Source organism: Streptomyces sp. NPDC053542 (assembly GCF_044544685.1).
Classification (GTDB): domain Bacteria; phylum Actinomycetota; class Actinomycetes; order Streptomycetales; family Streptomycetaceae; genus Streptomyces.
This window is the reverse complement of the sequence record NZ_JBITXL010000001.1, coordinates 196954-211396: the sequence shown is the minus strand read 5'-3', so window position 1 is coordinate 211396 and position 14443 is coordinate 196954. Positions and strand designations below refer to the sequence as shown.

12 protein-coding genes and 1 pseudogene are annotated in these 14443 nt (G+C 69.4%); 2 read left to right on the top strand and 11 right to left on the bottom strand.

The genetic code is table 11. The features are described 5' to 3' along the window. Positions 1 to 89: 89 nt before the first annotated feature. The 8 genes and pseudogenes from ACIGXO_RS00940 to ACIGXO_RS00905 form a co-directional block, all read right to left on the bottom strand. Positions 90 to 1688, bottom strand: coding sequence for an FAD-dependent oxidoreductase (locus ACIGXO_RS00940; protein ID WP_399778675.1), 1599 nt, complete (start codon positions 1686 to 1688; stop codon positions 90 to 92). A 72-nt stretch (positions 1689 to 1760) separates the two neighbouring features. Next, the gene (locus ACIGXO_RS00935; protein ID WP_399778673.1) at positions 1761 to 2693 is read right to left on the bottom strand and encodes a diiron oxygenase; all 933 of its coding nucleotides are present in this window, start codon (positions 2691 to 2693) and stop codon (positions 1761 to 1763) included. Positions 2694 to 2914: 221 nt separating this feature from the next. Next, a pseudogene (locus tag ACIGXO_RS00930) lies at positions 2915 to 3175 on the bottom strand (hypothetical protein); the annotation flags it as partial. After that, positions 3172 to 5247, bottom strand: coding sequence for an ATP-binding protein (locus ACIGXO_RS00925; RefSeq protein WP_399778671.1), 2076 nt, complete (start codon positions 5245 to 5247; stop codon positions 3172 to 3174). The pseudogene ACIGXO_RS00930 and the gene ACIGXO_RS00925, both read right to left, overlap by 4 nt. Before the next feature lie 255 nt (positions 5248 to 5502). Beyond that, the gene (locus ACIGXO_RS00920; RefSeq protein ID WP_399778669.1) at positions 5503 to 6450 is read right to left on the bottom strand and encodes a PP2C family protein-serine/threonine phosphatase; all 948 of its coding nucleotides are present in this window, start codon (positions 6448 to 6450) and stop codon (positions 5503 to 5505) included. 186 nt (positions 6451 to 6636) lie between these two features. Next, positions 6637 to 7440: an SDR family NAD(P)-dependent oxidoreductase gene (locus tag ACIGXO_RS00915; RefSeq protein WP_399778668.1), complete on the bottom strand. Its 804-nt coding sequence runs from the start codon at positions 7438 to 7440 to the stop codon at positions 6637 to 6639. A gap of 269 nt (positions 7441 to 7709) precedes the next feature. Further along, a complete protein-coding gene (locus ACIGXO_RS00910) occupies positions 7710 to 8642 on the bottom strand; it encodes a universal stress protein (RefSeq protein ID WP_399778666.1) in 933 nt (310 codons plus the stop codon). Between the two features lie 35 nt (positions 8643 to 8677). Beyond that, positions 8678 to 9490, bottom strand: coding sequence for an HAD family hydrolase (locus tag ACIGXO_RS00905; RefSeq protein ID WP_399778664.1), 813 nt, complete (start codon positions 9488 to 9490; stop codon positions 8678 to 8680). Between the two features lie 318 nt (positions 9491 to 9808). On the opposite strand from ACIGXO_RS00905, the gene ACIGXO_RS00900 reads away from it, so the two are divergent. After that, positions 9809 to 10696 carry a universal stress protein gene (locus ACIGXO_RS00900; RefSeq protein ID WP_399778662.1) on the top strand — a complete coding sequence of 296 codons (888 nt, stop codon included), beginning with the start codon at positions 9809 to 9811 and terminating at the stop codon, positions 10694 to 10696. 329 nt (positions 10697 to 11025) lie between these two features. Continuing rightward, positions 11026 to 12630: a GAF domain-containing protein gene (locus ACIGXO_RS00895; protein ID WP_399779912.1), complete on the top strand. Its 1605-nt coding sequence runs from the start codon at positions 11026 to 11028 to the stop codon at positions 12628 to 12630. A gap of 30 nt (positions 12631 to 12660) precedes the next feature. On the opposite strand, the gene ACIGXO_RS00890 is transcribed toward ACIGXO_RS00895, so the two are convergent. The 3 genes from ACIGXO_RS00890 to ACIGXO_RS00880 form a co-directional block, all read right to left on the bottom strand. Beyond that, complete coding sequence (locus tag ACIGXO_RS00890) at positions 12661 to 12921, bottom strand: SHOCT domain-containing protein (RefSeq protein ID WP_399778660.1); 261 nt, start codon at positions 12919 to 12921, stop codon at positions 12661 to 12663. Between the two features lie 289 nt (positions 12922 to 13210). Continuing rightward, entirely contained in the window at positions 13211 to 13645 is a 435-nt protein-coding gene (locus tag ACIGXO_RS00885; protein WP_399778657.1) for a VOC family protein, read from the bottom strand. 100 nt (positions 13646 to 13745) lie between these two features. After that, on the bottom strand, positions 13746 to 14261 hold the full coding sequence (locus tag ACIGXO_RS00880) for a lytic polysaccharide monooxygenase auxiliary activity family 9 protein (RefSeq protein WP_399778655.1): 516 nt from the start codon (positions 14259 to 14261) through the stop codon (positions 13746 to 13748). Between the last annotated feature and the right edge of the window lie 182 nt (positions 14262 to 14443).

Below are 14443 nucleotides of genomic sequence, written 5' to 3'. Positions count from 1 at the left end.
GCCGTGGCCCAAGTCGGTCAATAAGTTGAACAAGAAAACTTTGGGGCCGAATGACCGGCCATGACCGGCCATGATCGTCCCATGCCGCCTCAGCGGCGGCGTCGGCGCCGCGCGAGGCGGTGGAATGCCTTCTGTCCGCCGGTCGGCGTGGGCAGTGCGCCCGCCACCGCGTCGGCCAGCAGTGTGCCGACCGTCTCGGCCGCGCACGTACGGTTCGCGCCGATGCCGCCCGAGGGCCCGCGCTTGATCCAGCCCACGACGTACGTCCCCGGCCTGTCGGTCACCCGGCCGCGCTCGTGCGGCACGGTCCCGGTGGCCTCGTCGAACGGCAGCCCCGCCAGGGGCACGCCGCGGTAGCCGATCGCCCGCAGTGCCAGGCCGGCCGGGATCTCCAGCTCACCGGCGCCGCCGGCAACGCGCACCGCGCGGATGCCTTCGTCCCCGCACACTTCCACGGGAGTGGAGTGGAAGCGGAACACGATGCGGCGCCGCCCTCCAGTCGCCCCCGCGGGCGCGGACCAGTCGACGGCCTCCCGTGCCACGTCCTGCAGTACCCGCGCCTTCTCCACCGGCCCGGCGGCGTCGATCGCCGTACCGATCCGTGGGTCGTGGTCGTCCACGAGCAGGTCCACCTCGGGGAGGTGCTTCAGGGCGAGCAGCTCGGACCTGGTGTACGCCGCGTGTTCCGGACCGCGGCGGCCCAGCAGTAGCACCTCGCGCACCTTGCTGCGGCGCAACTCCTCCAGCGCATGGCCGGCGATCTCCGTCCCGGCCAGTGTTTCGGGGTCGGAGACCAGGATCCGGGCGACATCGAGGGCGACATTGCCGTTGCCGACCACGACCACCCGCTCGGCCGAGAGGTCGACGGCGTCCGGTGCGACCTCCGGGTGCGCGTTGTACCAGGCCACGAAGGTGGTCGCGGAGACGCTGCCGGTCCGGTCCTCGCCGGGTATGCCGAGCCGCCGGTCCGTGGCGGCGCCCACGGCGTAGATCACCGCGTCATGGTGTGCGGCGAGTTCCTCCGCCGTGACGTTCCCGCCCACCTCGAGGCCGAGGTGCATGCGCACGCGCGGATGAGTGTAGAAACGGGCGAAGGCGTCGCCCATCTTCTTGGTCGCCGGGTGATCAGGCGCCACTCCGTACCGCACGAGCCCGCCGGCGACCGGCAGCCGGTCGACGAGCGTCACCTCGCTCCGGGTGTGCAGCAGCAGGTCCTCGGCGGCGTACATGCCGGCCGGCCCGGTGCCGACTATCGCCACTCGGAGCGGCTGGAAGTCCGCGGGCAGGATGCGTTCGAAGGTCGGCTTGCCCCAGGCGTGGAAGTTGGGGCCGTGGCCGGCTGCATCCGATGCGGCCGGCGTCTCCGCCTGTGCCTCCGTGTGCGTCTCCGCCCGCGACGTCACCTCCGACTGTTCTGACTGCTCCGCCTGCCCCGACTGCTCGAAGTAGGCCGCGTTGATGTCGGCGTACTCCCGCTGTCCGCCGGTCAGGCTCTCGACCGGGAAGATGGCGTCCACCGGGCAGGCGTCGGCGCAGGCGCCGCAGTCGATGCACGCCTTCGGGTCGACGTACAGCATCTCCGTACTGCCGAAGGCCCGCTCATCGGGCGTGGGATGAATGCAGTTGACCGGGCAAACGGCCACACAGGTGGCGTCGGTGCAACAGGTCTGGGTGATCGCGAAGGCCATGTCGTCCGCTCGGCTGAAGTCGTCAGATCGGGTCGTCAGATGGGGGCGTCAGGTCAATGGTCGGTTCGGTCGTCAGATCAGGTTGGCGCGCTTGTAGAAGTACAGCGCCGGCTTGGTGAGCAGCCCCACCGAGGTCAGGAACTCCATCAGGCCCGCACAGCTCGAGCGCATCATCGACTTGTGGTGCTCGTTGGCCTTCGCCTCGCGGAGGGCGCGTTCCTCGTCCAGGCCGGCGTTCGCGTAGACCTTCCGGTTCACCATGCTGCTGACGATGACGTAGGACGCCACGGCGATCAGGAGGGAGTGGATCTGGCGGCGCACCCGTCCGGCGCGCGCGAGGCGCTTGCGCGTCTCGTCGCGGGCGAACTTCATGTGCCGTGATTCCTCGACGACATGGATGTTGTTGATGGTGCGGACGAACGGTACGACGCGCTCGTCGCGCATCCAGTCCCGCTGCATGACGTCGAGGACCTCCTCGGCGACCAGGATCGCCGCGTACGCCGCCTCGCCGAACGCAACGGTCTTGAAGACCCGGCCGAGTTCGACCGCGGCCCGGTGCGGGCGGTAGGCCGGGGCCCGCAGCTTCTTCGCACCGCGCGCGAACATGATCGAGTGGCGGCACTCGTCGGCGATCTCGGTGAGCGCCCACTGGAAGGTGTCGTCCGTCGGGTCCTTCGCGTAGATGTCCCGCAGCACCATCTGCTGCAGGATCATCTCGAACCAGATGCCGGTACTGGCCACCGAGGCGGCCTCCTGCCGCGTCAGCGCCTTGCGCTGCGCGTCGGTCAGCTCATTCCAGTACGCCGTCCCGTACAGGGTGCTCCACTCCGGGCTGGCGCCGTGGAAGCCCTCGTCGAGCGGGGTCTCCCAGTCGACCTCGGTGAGCGGGTCGTACGAGAGCTGCGCGGACGAATCGAGCAGCCGCCGCGCGATGCCGTCCTCGGTGGTCTCGGGCGTCTCGGGGGTGCGGTTCCGGGTCTCCGGCCGCGGGGTGCTGATGGCCATGCGGGGCTCCTCGAGTCGAGTCCGGGAAGTACCTCGTCCATGCTGCTATTACCGGCGGTAACGGCGCCAGCTTGTTGACGGACTTTATAGCAAGAGCCACGACGTGCCTACCCCTCGGTAATGATGGGGTAGGCACCGACCACGAAACCGCTGGTCACGGGCGCCATGATCGGTCCGGGTCGGCAGTCAGCGGTCGACGGTCGACGGTCGGCGGGCTACGCCGAGCAGTCGCCGTTCGACTCCCGCAGCCCCTTGCCGGCTCCCGCGGCCCGGCTCACGATCTCCGGCACGCAGGCGGCCTTGCCGAGGCTGTACGGGTAGGGGATGCCGCCCGAGATGTTGGACCGCGGATTCGGGCCGGCGGGGTGGTACTCCTCGCCGGGACCGGACCAGGTGACATAGCCGTTGGGTACGTCGCTCTCCATGCCGATGGCGTCCCCGCCGTTGGACGTGGGCGACCCCGATTTCTTGGCACCTCTTACGGGAAGCGCATCTCCGGCTCGGAGCTGCGGAGCAGCTGGTCCACCTCGACCAGGGCCGAAGCGACCGCCTCGTCCAGGGGGAGCCGGATGCCGTGCTCAATGGCCGCTTCGTACTCATCGTCGCCGAGGGCCTTGCGGGCGAGGGCGACGGCCGCTTCGTGCGGGGCGTTGAAGTAGGCGGACCCAAAGAGGGGCAGCCCGACCTTCCGCCAGATACGGCGGGCCGCGCCGTGCAGCAGGGCGGCCGGGAAGCTGTGCCCGCCGGCGGCGCGGAAGAGGGAGATGAGTTCGATGGGAAGGACCACGCCGACCAGGTCGCGGAACTCGTAATTGATGATCAGGCACTCCTGCGCCAGCAACGCGGCCTCGTCATGGCGTCCCGCGGTCCAGGCCGCGTAGGAGAGGACATAGAGGGCGTACGCCTTGGCCCAGCGCTCGCCGTGCGACTCGCAGATGGAGCGGGCCTCCGCGCAGAGGCCGACGGCGGTCTCCAGGTCACCCTGGAAGGCGAGGGCCATACCCAGTTCGACCTGAGCCATCATCACGTTGCTGTTGAGCTCCCCGAGTTCGGCGTAGCGGCTGAGTGAGGACTCGAAGAACCGCTGCGCCGTACGGTGTTCATCCCGCATCAGTGCGGCACAGCCGAACCGGTGGGTGGCGTACGCGTACGCGACGTCGTCGCCGGTCCGCAACGCCTGCGACCGGCACTCGGTGAGTATGGCCATGGCCGCCTCCGAGTCGCCTTGGAGGATGGCGACATAACCGCCCACCCAGAGCACCTTGAGCCGCTCGCGGGTGGGATCGGACCCGAGGGCGCGGGCCCGGTCGAGCCAGTAGCGGCCGTCGCCGAGCAGGCCGCAGCCGACCCAGTAGAACCAGAGTGTCCCGGCGAGCCGCAGTCCGGCCTGCTCCTGGCCCGGAGTGGACAGCGCGAAGTCGAGGGCGGCGAAGAGCTGAGCGTGCTCGCGCCGGGTGGCGTGGAAGACGGCGGCCTGACCCGGTCCGAACCAGTCCCGCTCACCCTGCTCGGCGAACGCCTGACACCAGCCGAGGTGGCGGGCGCGCTGGGGCAGCTCCTCGCCGAGGAGCCGCAGCCACTCGGCGCCGTACGCACGTACAGTGTCGAGCTGCCGGAACCGCTCGCCGTCCGGTCCTTTCTCCCGGACCAGGAGCGATTTCTCGACGAGCCCGGTGAGCAGATCGCCGATCTCCGCCTTCTCCAGGATGTTGTCACTGCACACGTGCTCAACGGCCGCGCGGGAGAAGTCGCCGATGAATACGGAGAGGCGGGCCCACAACAGCCGTTCGTGCGGCCGGCACAGCTCATGGCTCCAGCCGATCGCCGTGCGCAGCGTGTCGTGGCGGAAGGCGCTGTGCGGCGGCCCGCCCGGATCGCCGGCGGTCGCGGTTTTCTCGGGGGCGGCCTTCTCGGCGGTGGCCTGCTCAGCAGTGGCCTTCTCGGTGATGGTCTTCTCGTCGACGAGGAGCTGGAAGCGGTCGTCCAGGCGGTCGAGGAGGTCCCCGAGGGTTTCGGTCCGCAGCCGCCCGGCTGCCAGTTCGATAGCGAGCGGAATGCCGTCGAGCCGTGTGCAGATCCTTTTCACGGTCGCCCTGTTGGGGCCGGCCAGTGTGAAGCCGGGACGAGCGGTGAGGGCGCGCTGCGCGAACAGGGCGACCGCGTCTTCCGCGACGGGCAGCGGTTCGAGGAGGAAGACATGTTCGCCGGGGACGCCGAGGGGCTGCCGGCTGGTGACGAGAACGTGCAGCCGGGGGGCGGCGCGCAGCAGCAGATCCGCGAGGCCCGCACAGGCGTCCAGGAGGTGTTCGCAGGTGTCGAGGATGAGCAGCAGATGTCTGCCGCTGAGGTGATCGGCCAGCACCTCCTCCATGGACCGGGCCGTATGGTCGGTGGGGCACAGCACCCTGGCGACCGCGTGCAACAGCAGCTCACTGTCCTGGAGACCGGAGAGCTCGACGAACCAGGCTCCATCGCCGAAGTCGTCCGCGCTCTCGGCGGCGGCGCGCAGCGCGGTACGGGTCTTCCCGACACCGCCGATTCCGGTCAGTGTCACCAACCGGGAACGCTGCCACGCCTTTCGCAGGGCGGCGAGTTCACGGCTTCGGCCGATGAAGCCAGGCTTTTCCGCAGGCAGACCGCCAGTCACAGCCGCCTCACCTCAGTGATTATGGACGCCTTCGCCGGGAATGGACGAAGCCTTCTCCAGGAATGGGCCTGGAAGGGGACAGGGATGGGTCAAGGATGGGCCATGGATGGGAACGGCCACCGACATGGCCCTTATTGGCCTCTACCGTATCGGTGTTGGCCCCTACCGTATCGGCCTCGTGGCACTCCTTTGAGGCGATTGGCAACATTCCGCCCGCACTTGGCGCGCACGTGCACGAATCTCTCCGAAGTCGATGAGCAAAAGCGCGGCATCGTCGTCCAGTTTGCCCATCGAGTACTGAATGAGGTCGGCGGTGAGGGCGTCGAGAAACGTGTCGGGATCCTCGTCGTGCAGCACCGCCACGCGCTCCGCGAGGGGGTAGAAGTCCCTCTTGGCGTCGCGTGCTTCGGTGACGCCGTCCGTGTAGAGCAGCAGCTGGTCGTTGTCGGTCAGCGGTACGGTGTTCACCCGGCACCAGTCCTCCTGGAGGCCGAAGAGGCCGAGCGGCGGCGACGGCGGCAGAACGTCCACGAAGGTGGCCCGGCCGGCGCGGATCAGCAGCGGTGGCGGGTGTCCGCAGCAGACCAGCTCGGCGCTTTCGCTCCCGTCGGCGACCTCGATCAACAGGGCGGTGGCAAAGTCCACGCCGCCGCCCCGGCCGGCGAGTACCGTGTCCATGCGCTGCGCCAGCGCGGACAACCGCTTTTCGCGCTGGGCCAGGTTACGGAAGGCGCCGAGGGTATCCATGGCGGTCCCCACCGCCGACAGGCCCTTGCCCATGGCGTCACCAATGAAAAGCCGCACGCCGAAAGGCGTATGGGCGGCGCCGTAGACATCCCCGCCGACCAGTGTCCCGGACTGTGCGGCCTCGTAGCGGACCGCGGTACGCAGTCCGCCGAGCCGGACCGGCAGCGGTCGCAGCATTTCCCGCTGGACCGTGTCCGCCACCGCCGCCGGTTCCCTGAAGCCCCGTCCCTGGCGACGGAGCACCGCCGCGGAAACGGCGGCGGACGCCGCTATCAGTGCCATGCAGATACCGGCCATCACGGCATCGGAAGACTTCCATGCGAGCGTGGCGAGAATGGCTGCGGCGGCGCCCGCGCCTGCCACTGCGGGAAAGTACCAGGAGTAGTCCCGGGGAGACCTCATCGCCATTCCAGCTCGATCAGCCGATGTATTGCCCGGATCCTGAAGAACGATCCGGGTCCTCGACCGAACGCCATTCCGCGCCGGCCGCTCATACGCCGCTTTATCGTTCACATGTTCCACATGCTTGACATGCTTCACATGTTCCTTCTACGTACCCATGCCACCGTCGACCGGGAGCCCCGCGCCGGTGACGAAGCGGGCCGCGTCGGAGGCGAGGAAAACCACCGCATCGGCCATGTCGGCGACCTCGCCGAGCCGACCGAGCGGGGTGAGCCCGATGACATCGCCGACGGCCGCCTCCGCGCTGGGCCACAGCCCCAGATCCTCCATGTCCTGGGCGAGTTGGATACCCATCGCGGTGGGCACCAGGCCCGGATAGACGCAGTTGACCCGCACACCGTAGCCGAGCTTGCCGGACTCCAGCGCGGCCACGCGGGTCAGCCGGTCGACTCCGGCCTTGGTCGCCGCATAGCCCGCGATGCCGGGGAAGGGGACCGTCGCGGCCACCGACGAGACATTGACGACCGCACCGCCACCCCCGGCCGGGCCCCCGGGGCGCATGGCCCGGAAGGCGTGCTTGATGCCGAGCCCGACCCCGAGGACATTCACCTCCAGCATCTCGCTGACCGCCTGCCGATCGAAGTCGGCGATCAGCCCCGAGGCCAGTACTCCCGCGTTGTTGACGACGATGTCCAGGCCACCCAGCTCGGTGACGGTCCGCCCGACGGCCGACTCCCAGCTCGCGTCCTCGGCCACATCGAGCGGGACGAACTCCACTCTGGCGCCGGACTCCCGCAGCGACTCGGCGGTCTCCCGGCCTGCCTCCTTCTGCACATCGCCGATCATGACGGCCGCGCCGGCCCGGGCGAGCGCCTCGGCCATACCGGCTCCCAGCCCCTGCGCACCGCCTGTCACCAGCGCCGTTCGCCCGGTCAAGTCGTATGGCGTCATGGAGCCTCCTTCTGCGGGCCGACTCCGCGACGACAAGGGCCGCTCGGCCCAACGACGGGATGCATCGGCCTCGAATGGCTTGCCTCGAAATGGCTTGATGCAGCGCATCGTAGGGAGCCCAGCGGCCGGCTCCACGGGATTTCCGGATAATGCGTGCACGAGCGGCGGCAGGTTGCTATAGCAAGTGGCCGCAGCCAACGGGTGCAGGCCCCACCTGCCTGCGGGGAGGGCGAGGGTGCTCAACGGCCCGGCACCTTCGGCTGGTTGGTTCAGTCAGTAGGTACAAGGACCACCGGGCAGTGGGCGTGGTGGAGGGCCGCGTGGGTGACCGGGCCCAGTTGGAGGCCGAAGGGGCGGGGGCGGCGGTGTGCGGCCAGGATCATGACGTCGGCCTCCCGGCTGGTGTCGACGATCGCTTGTGCCGGACCCTGGCAGACGGCCAGTGCGGACGTCCGGACCTCGGGGTACTCCTGTGCCAGCGCGGAGAGGGCATAGTGCGGGACCGCTTCGGCGGCTTTGCGCAACCTTGTGACATCTCCCCAGCTCAGTTGCGCGGGCCGGATGCGTTCACCGTGTGGCGCCGGGAACTGCCAGGCGTGCAGGACCTGCAGTTCGGCTGTGCGGCGGGCTGCTTCGTCGAAGGCGAAGCGCAGGGCCTTCGTCTCCCGATCCGGGTTCGACGCCAGAGCGAGGACGACGGCGCCGTGTACGCGTTCCAGGTTCCCGCGCACCACCATCAGCGGGCTGGTGCAGTGGGCCGCGACGCGCAGGCTGACCGAGCCGAGCAGCAGTCCGGTGAATCCGCCGTGTCCGCGGGTGCCGAGGACGGTGAGTGAGGCGGTGCGGCCGCAGCGGAGCAGTGCCTCGGCGGCGGACTCCGTGGTCAGTGACGGGATCATGAGGGTGTCGGGCGCTCGGGAGCGGGCCCGTTCCACGGCGCTGTCCATCATCCGCCGCGCGCTGCTGTAGAGCAGCTTGCCCTCGTCGTCCTGGACTCCGTCATCGGGCAGCGAGTGCTTGGGCCAAGGCCAGCCGGCCAGTATCTCCAGGGCCGCGCCACGCCGCCGGGCCTCGTCGGCCGCGCGGTCCAAAGCCCGTTCGGCATGCGCCGACCCGTCGAACCCGACGACCACCCGGCCGTGCGGCGTTTGTGGCACTTGCGGCGGCTGGGACGGCTGGGATGAATGGGACGGCTGGGGCATACGTACCTCCTCGGACCGTTTCGCCCGGACGGGGATCATGCGCGCGGGACGAGTTCCGCCAGGCTCCGGACCACATGGGCCGCTCCGTGCTCGTACAGCTCGACGGCGTTCTCCGTGTGCCCCTCCCGGTCCACTCCGAGAGTGCACGCGAAGCCGCCCCGGCGGGCCGCGATGATCCAGGCGGGGGCCGCGACCACGACAGCGCTGTGCGCCGGCACCGTCCGCAGCTGCCGGGCGCCTTCGATCAGCAGGGCCGGGTCCGGGCCGGCCGGTACCTGGAGGCGGGCGCGGTCGCAGCCGTCGACGATGGCGTCGAACCGGCTGGTCAGGGCGGCAGCCATCAGGAGACGGCGGCCGTGCCGGGACGCCGAGACCGCGGCGACCGGGATGGCATGGGCGTGCATCGCCGCTACGAGACGGAGGCTGTCCGGCCATACGGGCACGCCGTGTCTGCCCACCAGTTCGTCGAAGAACCGGTCCTCGTCAGCCGCCAGCGCCCGCAGCACGTTCGGGGAGTCGGGACGGCCGGGGTCGTGGATGCCACGGTCGGCGAGGAAGGCCCGGAGACCGTCGAGCCGTGCCCGCCCCTGGAAGAAGCGGCGGAAGTCGACCTCGGGATCGAACGGCCGGACGGACAGGCGGTGTACGTGTCCGCTGTCCCGCAGGAAGCGGTCGAGGGTGCGCTTCCAGGCGCCGGCGTGCAGGCGTGCGGTATCGGTCACCAGCCCGTCAATGCCGAGGAGCAGCGCCCGGCACTGGAGCAGCCGGGAGCGCTCGAGGGCGGGGGAGACGCTCGCGGGTTCCCAGGTGCCGGCGTACGTGCTGAGCTCCCGTTGGTACGTGCTCATGGATCACACCTCCTGAGGGGGTCCGTCGGACCTGAGGGTGTCCGTCGGATGCAGTGGGCCCCGCGTGCGGCGGGCCCGGGTTTCGCCTCATCGGCTGAAGCCCGTGAGGCCATCGTCCGGCCGGGCCGGGCTCCGGCCGGAGGGGCCGACCGGGGCGGCTGCGGGGCTGAACGGCCCTGAGCCGGAGCCGGACCGGCCCCTGCCCGGAGCGAACGGCAGGTGTGACGCTGTCCGCGGATTCCGGGGCGGGGTTGTCGAAGCCGCGGTGACGGTGGTGACGACGGTGACGGCGGTGACGAGAGGGAGGAGAAGGGCAGGATGATGGAACGTCCGCTCGTGGTGGGGGTCGATGGTTCGGACGCCGCCTTGGGTGCGGTGGACTGGGCAGCCGACGCAGCTGTGCGGTACGGCATTCGCCTGCGCATCGTGTACGCCTCGCGCTGGGAGAGGTACGAGGTACACCTCCTTGAGGGGCGGACCGAGCCCTCCTCCGAACGCGTCAGGGAGGAGACCATCGTCGGCGTCGCAGCCGAACGAGCCTCTCGACGCGTGCCAGGACTGGAGGTCACCACCCAGCTCGCTCCGGACGACCCGGTAGAGGCACTGCTGACCGAGGGACTACGGGCGAAGGCGGTGGTGGTCGGGCATCGTGGCCGAGGGCGGCTGACATCGTTGCTGCTCGGTTCGGTGGGACTGGGCGTGGCGGCCCGTGCGCACTGCCCCGTGATCGTGGTGCGCGGCCGTACGGAAAACATCCGCGGTGGTGAATGCAAGGTGGTCCTGGGGGTCGGCGAGCGCGCGGCGGACACGGCGGCGGTGACGTTCGCCCTCGAAGAGGCATCCCTCCGCGACTGCACCGTCGAAGCCGTCCACGCCTGGCGCTGTCCCGGTACCGCAGTACCCGAACAGTGCGGTGCGCACGGCGAATACCACGGTGAATACCGTGCCGAACACGAGCGGCGTACGCAGGAGTTGCTGGACGAGGTGATGAACAAACCGGTCGCCGCGTTCCCGCAGGTGACCGTGGAGCGCCGGGCGGTCGAGGGGGCTCCGGGCGCGGCGCTGGTGGCGGCGTCGCACACCGCCGACCTGGTGGTGGTGGGCGCGCATCGACGGCATGGCCATGCAGGGCTGCAGCTCGGACTGGTCACTCACACGGTGCTGCACCACGCGCGGTGTCCGGTCGCAGTCGTCCCGGAAACCTGAGCAGCCACGACTCCCGCAGGAAGCGCTGAACCGGCAGCCGAACCGGTAGGTACGGAGAGAGGAGGAACTGCTGCCTCCGGGTTAGTCTGCCGGAAGCGGATCGCACACGGGGGAGCGGGGAGGCTCGCCCTATGCCGGAATCGGCGGACCAACAGCAGCCGGTCGACGAAAAGCAGCCGGTCGACAAACGGCAGCCGATCGACGCAAAGCAGCCGGTCGACAAGCAACAGCCCGGGACGCAGTCGCTGTCGCAGTCGCCACTGCGTCCGGACGCACTGCTGGAGGAGTTGCAGTCCCGGCTCGCGGCCGCCCGCACCACCCAAGACCGTATGCACGGCCTTCTGGACGCGGTCCTGAACATCGGCGGTGACCTGGATCTCGAACAGGTACTGCAGCACATCGTCGAGGCCGCGGTGGTGCTCGCCGACGCCGAGTACGGCGCTCTTGGAGTGATCGGAGAAGGCCGGCGGCTGTCCCGTTTCCTTCCTGTCGGCATCGCGGACGAACTCGCCCGGAAAATAGGCCCGTTGCCCTCCGGGCACGGTCTGCTCGGCGAGCTGATCCGCCACCCCAAGCCCTTGCGGCTGACGGATCTCACCACTCATCCCAGCAGCTACGGTTTCCCTGAGCACCACCCGCCGATGCGGAGCTTCCTCGGCGTACCGATACGCGTCCGTGATGAGGTCTTCGGCAACCTCTACCTCACGGAGAAGCGCGGCGGCGCACGGTTCGACGCCGAGGACCAGGCCATGCTCTCGATGCTGGCGGTCGCCGCGGGCGTCGCGATCGACAACGCGCGGCTCTACCACGAGAGCCGTCGGCGGGAGCAGTGGCTCGAAGCGCTGGGCGAGATCACCAGGACGCTGCTGTCCGGGGCCGAGACCGGCGATGTACTGGACCTGATCGCCCGGCGCAGTGGCGAACTGGCGGACGCGGACTCGGTGGCGGTCTTCCTTCCGGACGCGGGCACCGGTGAGTTGACCGCGGTGGTGGCTCAAGGGGTGGGAGTGGAATGGCTCACCGGATCGGTGGTGCCGCGTGATGGATCGCTCGCGGGCCTTGCCGCCTGCACCGGTGAACCGGTGGTCACCAGCGACCTCGCCACGGACCCACGGGCGTACGCAACGTGCTCCCACACGGCGGCCACCGGCCCCGCCGTCGCCGTTCCGCTGCGGAGCGACGCACAGACCCGCGGTTCCCTCTGGCTCATTCGCACGGAGGACCGGCAGCCGTTCTCGGACAGCGACGTACGACTGATCTCCGGGTTCGCCGAGCAAGCCGCCCTCGCTCTCGAACTGGACCGTGGCCGACGGGAGTCGGAGCAGGTGAACGCCCTGCGCGAACGCGACCGGATCGCCCAGGGCCTCCACGACCTCGCCATCCAGCGGCTGTTCGCGACAGGGATGACGCTGCAGAGCGTCGGCCGGCTGATCGAGCGGCCGGAGGCCGCGCTGCGGGTGGGACGTGCGGTCGACGACCTCGATGAGACGATCAAAATCATCCGTTCCACCATCTTCGGCCTGCGCACCGCCGCGGATCCTCGGGAGGGTGCCGGCTTGCGGCGGCGGATCCTCGATGTCGTCGGGACGGCGGGTGAAGCGCTGGGGTTCTCGCCCTCGCTTCGCATGGAGGGGCAGGTCGACACGGATGTGCCGGCGGCGACGGCCGAACACCTTCTCGCCGTACTCACCGAGGCACTGAGCAACGCGGCCCGGCACGCCCACGCCCGACGGGTGGACGTGGCGCTCACCGTGGCGGACGAGGCCGTTCTCAGTGTCACGGACGACGGGGTGGGCCTTGGGTCCGGCACACCGGGAGGAGGCGGCCTCACCAACATCCGCTCCCGCGCCGACCTGCTCGGCGGCAGCCTGCGCTTGGAGACGCCGGCCCAGGGGGGAACCCGTCTGATCTGGCGTGTCCCGTTGTCACAGTAGATCCTCTGGGTACCGTCACACGCCGTCGGCTCAGCCGCCCCGCAGGGCCGTGAGGCGGCGCCGGTACTCCTCCTCGTCGATCTCCCCACGCGCATAACGCCCCGCCAGGACCTGCTCCGGTGTCTGATGGACCGGCGTTGTGCCCGCGTCACGGTGGCCGCGGACCAGGTAACGGACAAGCAGCGCCACGCCCCCGAGCAGCAGAATCCAGAAGAGAAGCTGGGCAACTGCCATCACGACGAATCCCCAGCCGGTCATCCCGGTGCCGTAGCCGTACATCACGTCACTCACCTCCCGGAGAGTCGACTCCAAGCGTGCGCTGGCGTGGGATGGGCAGCCATGGGCCGGTCAGCCCCGGCCACTGCCGGCCGGCCCTGCCGGACCGCCCCTCATTGGCCACGTGGGGCACTCGTGAGGAGGGGAGACGGTGCGTCGGCAGGTGCCACCGCTTGATACGAAGACCGTGACGGCTCTCGTCCGCGATCTGGCCCCCTCCCTCACCTCCCATGCGCTGGAGTGGCCCGACCTGCGCTGACCGGCCCGCCGGTTCCCATCAACTCGAGCAGGATCGCCGCGAGGATCAGTCGAGGCAGAATTCGTTGCCCTCGATGTCCTGCATCACGATGCACGACTCATTGACGCCATCGGCGGGCAGCAGTCGCACGCGTGACGCGCCGAGTGGGAGCAGTCGTGCGCACTCGGCCTCGAGGGCGGCGAGACGTTCTTCGCCCACGAGGCCGGTGCCGACCCGTACGCAGAGATGCACCCGGTTCTTGACAACCTTCTCTTCGGGAACGCGCTGAAAGAACAGTCGCGGGCCCACGCCTGAGGGGTCTATGCAGGCGAACGCTGAATCCTGCCGCTCAGGTGGCAGAGAGCGATTGAAGTCGTCCCACGTAGCGAACCCCTTCGGTGGCGGCGGTACGACGTATCCCAGCACCTCGCACCAGAAACGAGCGACGCGCTCCGGTTCCGCGCAGTCGAAGGTGACTTGGAACTGCTTGATCGATGACATCGGCGTACCGTAGCAGGGCTTTGTCGGTCATTTCCCGGTAGGAGTAGGCGACTTGACCGAGGGCGCATCTCGCTTGCGAAGCGCTGCATACGGGCGGCCTTCAGCGGATGTTCACGTCGATGCACGCGTAGAAGGCGTTCGAGGTGTCGGCGATGTTCCATACCGCGAGTACCTTGTGCCGGCCGGTGGCGCTGCCGAGGTTGACCTGGTGGGAGACCGTCGCCGGCGGCTGCTGGTTGTGGCCGTCGATGGTGGCGACCTTGGTGCCGTCGACGAAGTACTCGTAGTTCGAGGTGCGGTGCCGGGCGGTGAACTTCCAGGTGAAGGTCGTGGTGCGGCTGACGTCGGCGGCCTTCCAGCCCTTGTTGTCGTCGTCCAGCTCGGCGAATCTCGCGTTGCCGCCGCTGCAGCTCCGCAGCCCCTTGGGGCCTTCGACGCTCTGCGGTTCCCATGTGATGGCGCCGCACGACACGGTGCCGTTGGCGCACTGCTCCTGACGGCTGGCCGGCGCGTTGACCCAGCCGTGCGCCGACGCCGAGCCGGTCGGCAGTGTCAGGGCCAGTACGGGTGCCATTGCCGCACCGAGGGCGGCGGCCAACTTCCGCTTGCTGTCCATGCGTTCTCCTTCGTGGGGGTGGTGCATGGGAGGGGGGCTTGCGTGAAGTTCTCCGGCGGAGGGTGGGTGAGTTGGGCGAGTTGAGCGCGTGAGGAGTATGAGGAAGGTGACGAGTGTGAGGAGTGTGAGAGCCGGATTAGTCTAGACCATAGCGCTTGGTGGGGGTCCGTCAAGAGCTCTCG